Raw genomic sequence first — 3,967 nt, 5'->3', positions numbered from 1 at the left:
AGGATGTGCACGTCGGTGCCGCAGATGGTGGTGGTGGTGACACGCATCAACGCGTCCAGCGGGCCGACGTCGGGGATGGGTTTGTCGTCCAGCACGATGCGACCGGGGGCTACGAAGATTGCGGCTTTCATCTTGGCCATGGGGTAGCTCCTTTAGAAGTTCCGATGCAAGCAGCTTAGGAGAAGGCCGGCGCCAGCGCTTTGCGCACGATCAAGCTTCGCGTGGCATGTCGGGCTGCGCGTGCTTGACGATCGTTACCGAGCGCCGAGCATCGCCCCTGTTTCGTTGCTTGACTCCGATCTCCGGACTCGTGCTGGGTTCGGTGGCCACGCGCGTGCTGCACTTGGCTCGCGTGCCGGTGGTCGTGGTCAAGTGACGGCGGCGCTGCGGTCTTTCGAAGGCGGCCGCGGCGGCGCCCCTGGGCCGCCCAGTTCGTCGAACACGCCGAGCCGGCGCATCGCGACTTTCTCCAGTTCGAGCAGCACGAACAGGCCGACGCCGCAGGCGATGACCGCGATAGCGTCCGGCCACGCCAGCGGCCGGGTTTCGAACAGCGCGTTCATGAACGGCGCATAGGTGAAGACGAGCTGCGCCGTGGTCACGATCGCGATCGCGGTCAGCACCGCCGGCGTGCCCAACGCACCGCGCAGCGTCATCGACCGCATGTGCAGGTAGCGCACGTTGAAGAGGTAGAAAACCTCCAGCACGACCAGCGTGTCGACGAAGATGGTGCGCGCGGTCTCGAGATCGTGACCGCGGGCCAGGGCACTGAAGAACATGCCCAGCGTGATGCCCATGAAAAGCAGTGACACCAGCACCACGCGCCACAGCAGGAAGGGCGACAGCAGCGAGGCGCTTGCCGAGCGCGGTGGCCGCTGCATCACGCCCGGCTCCGACGGCTCGAACGCCAGCGCGAGGCCGAGCGTCACCGCACTCACGAGGTTCACCCACAGGATCTGCGCCGCGGTCATCGGCAGCGTGAAGCCGATGAAGATCGCGGCCACCACGGCGGCGACCTCGCCGCCGTTGGTCGGCAAGGTCCAGGCGATCACCTTGCGGATATTGTCGTAGACCGTGCGGCCGGCGTGCACGGCATCGACGATCGAGGCGAAGTTGTCGTCGAGCAGCACCATCTGGGCGGCTTCCTTGGCCGCCTCGGTGCCCTTGATGCCCATCGCGACGCCCACATTGGCTTGCTTGAGCGACGGCGCATCGTTGACGCCGTCGCCGGTCATCGCGACCACCGCGCCATCGTCCTGCAACGCGCGCACGATGCGCAGCTTGTGCTCGGGGCTGGTTCGCGCGAACACCGATGTCTCGCGCACCAGACGAGCCAGGTCAGCATCGGTGAGACCGTCCAGCTCGGCGCCGGTCACGGCGCGGGGCTGCTCGGCGATGCGCAGTTGGGCGGCGATTGCGGCGGCGGTGACGGCATGGTCGCCGGTGATCATCTTCACGTCGATGCCGGCCGAGCGGCATTCGGCGATCGCGCGGATCACCTCGTCGCGCGGCGGGTCGATGAAGCCGACAATGCCCAGGAAGGTGACGCCGTCGTCGAGGTCACCCAGGTCGATGCGGTCGAGGGGGGCGCGGTCGTCCGCAAGCCACTTGATCCCGAACCCGAGCACGCGTTCGCCGGCCGACGCCGCGGCCGCGATGCGCTCGTCCCACCGGTCGTCGAGCGGCTCGCCAGCGCCGTCGGCGAGTTGCTGCGCGCACATGCGCAGCACCTGCTCGGGCGCGCCCTTGACGAACGCGACGCGCTTACCGTCGGCATGGCGGTGCAGCGAGGCCATGAAGCGATGCGCCGCATCGAACGGAATCACGTCCAGCCGAGGCCACGAGCCACGCTCGGCCTGCGGGTCCAAGCCGGCCTTCATCGCCAGCGCGAGCAGCGCGCCTTCCATCGGGTCGCCCTCGACCACCCAGGCGCCGCCCCGCTGATGCAACTGCGCGTCGTTGCAGAGCAGGCCGCAGCGCAGCAGCGGCTGCGCGTCGGCAAGTGCGGCGGCACGAGTCGCCGCGTCGTCGCTGCCGGCGGCGTGCACTTCGCCCTGCGGGGCGTGCCCGGAGCCGGTGACGCGTAGCGCGTGAGAGCCGGTGGTCACGCGGCACGCTGTCATCTCGTTGCGTGTCAGCGTGCCGGTCTTGTCGGAGCAGATGACCGAGGTCGCCCCGAGCGTCTCCACCGCCGGCAGGTGGCGAATGACGGCCTTGCGCTTGGCCATGCGTTGCACGCCGATGGCCAGCGTGATCGTGATGACGGTGGGCATGCCTTCCGGGATCGCCCCCACGGCCAGGGCCACCACCGCCATCAGCGCGTCGCTCCAGTCGTAGCCGCGCACCAGCACCGCGAACAGGAAGAGCGCCGCAGCGCTGCCCAACGCGACCGCGGTGAAGCGACGGCTGAAGCGATTGATCTCGCGCTGCAGCGGCGTGGCGAGCGGTTCGACGCCTTGCAGCAGTTCGCTGATGCCGCCGATCTGCGTGCGTACGCCGGTCGCGACGACAACGCCGCTGCCCTGACCGGCCGCGACGAGCGTGCCCGAGAACACCATGCTGTGGCGGTCTCCCAGGGGCGCTTCGGGCGCGGCCGGTGCCGGCTTCTTCTCGGCCGCGACCGACTCGCCGGTCAACAAGGCCTCGTCGATCAGCAGCCCGCGGGCGTGCACCAGCCGCAGGTCGGCCGGCACGCGGTCGCCGGGCTCGAGCAGCACGATGTCGCCGGGGACGAGATCGGCCACCGCAACGCCGTGACGTTGGCCGCTGCGCAGCACGTTCGCGCGTGGCGAAATCATGCGCCGAATCGCGTTCAGCGCCTTCTCGGCCTTGCCTTCATGGATGAAGCCGACGATCGCGTTGATCAGCACCACGCCGACGATCACCGCGGCGTCCACGGTGTGGTCGAGCACCGCCGCGGCGACTGCGGCTGTCAGCAGCAGGTAGGTCAGCGAGTTGTGGAACTGGGCGAGAAAGCGCGCGACCGGATGGCGGCCGACCGCCTCGGGAAGCGCGTTCGGCCCATGCTCGCCGAGGCGGCGGCTTGCCTCGGCGGGGTCGAGCCCGTGCGGGGCGCTGCGCAGCGACGCGAGCGCTTCCTCGGCGGTGCGCGCGTGCCAGTGATCGGTTGCGATGACATTCATGGCCATTGCGGGGGCTCCAGGCAGGCGCTTGCGACGCTGAGAGGTCCAAGGGGGCAAACGGGCAGACCGCACTTGGCGATACGACCGATCGCACCGGCGCTGCCCCGGACCGCCTGTCCACCGGAGTGAGCCGATGAAGAAGCTCAATGCGACATCAACAGCGTGACCTTTGATCGCTCCAGCGCGGTTCGCGTGGCGCCGCCCAGCATGCGCTCGGTCCAGCGTGAATGGCCGTAGGTGCCCATCACGATGAGGTCCGCACCCAGAGCGGCCGCGTCGTCGAGGATGGCGTCGCCGATGGCGGCAGGAGCCACTTTCACCTGCGCGTTGCACGCCACGCCTTGACGCATCAGCCAGCGTTGCACGGCTTGCAGCCGCCCGCGGATCGCCTCTTCGGTGGCCTCGGTGGCACGGCGCCACGACCGCAGGTGAACCTGCCTGGCCTGCTGGAGCAGCGGCAGCGCGTCGGCCGTGGCCCGCGCCGAACCGTGGCTGTCGTCCCAGGCGACGAGCACTTCGCCGTCGACGGTGTCGATGTGTCCCGAGCAGGGCACGACCAAGGTCGGCCGGGCGCTGTGGAGCAGCACCTGTTCGACGAAGCGTTTTTCGTCCCGGTACGCAGGGCTGGCCGGATCGGCCTGGCCGATGACCGCCACGTCGGCGCAATGCGCATGGTGCAGCACGGCCACGAGCGGATCACCTTCGTGAACGTCGGCTTCCAGCGAGGCCACGCCTGCGTTGCGGCAGAGCGTCTGGAACCGGTCTGCCCATCGGCCGGCGCGGGCTGTGGCGTCGCTTCGCGCGCGGGCGGCGTCTTCGACGTA

The 3,967-nt window shown here is 69.4% G+C and carries 3 protein-coding genes and 1 pseudogene; 1 reads left to right on the top strand and 3 read right to left on the bottom strand.

What is annotated here, in order from left to right:
• Positions 1-140, bottom strand: a pseudogene (locus tag H0W38_RS18225) (NAD(P)-dependent alcohol dehydrogenase); the annotation flags it as partial.
• Between the two features lie 104 nt (positions 141-244).
• Here H0W38_RS18225 and H0W38_RS18220 point away from each other — a divergent pair.
• A complete protein-coding gene (locus H0W38_RS18220) occupies positions 245-376 on the top strand; it encodes a universal stress protein (RefSeq protein ID WP_292456740.1) in 132 nt (43 codons plus the stop codon).
• Here H0W38_RS18220 and H0W38_RS18215 read toward each other — a convergent pair.
• The gene (locus H0W38_RS18215; protein ID WP_292456737.1) at positions 369-3,143 is read right to left on the bottom strand and encodes an HAD-IC family P-type ATPase; all 2,775 of its coding nucleotides are present in this window, start codon (positions 3,141-3,143) and stop codon (positions 369-371) included. The genes H0W38_RS18220 and H0W38_RS18215 overlap by 8 nt on opposite strands.
• A 143-nt stretch (positions 3,144-3,286) precedes the next feature.
• The coding region (locus H0W38_RS18210) for a universal stress protein (RefSeq protein ID WP_292456735.1) at positions 3,287-3,967 on the bottom strand (681 nt) is incomplete at its 5' end.

This window comes from Methylibium sp. (assembly GCF_013817365.1).
Taxonomy (GTDB): Bacteria; Pseudomonadota; Gammaproteobacteria; order Burkholderiales; family Burkholderiaceae_C; genus Methylibium.
Note: the sequence above shows the minus strand (reverse complement) of the source record. Positions and strands in the feature narration are given on the sequence as shown.

Coding starts and splice junctions, on each gene's coding strand:
- H0W38_RS18215 (WP_292456737.1), bottom strand. CDS start 3,143: ATGAATGTCATCGCAACCGATCACTGGCACGCGCGCACCGCCGAGGAA.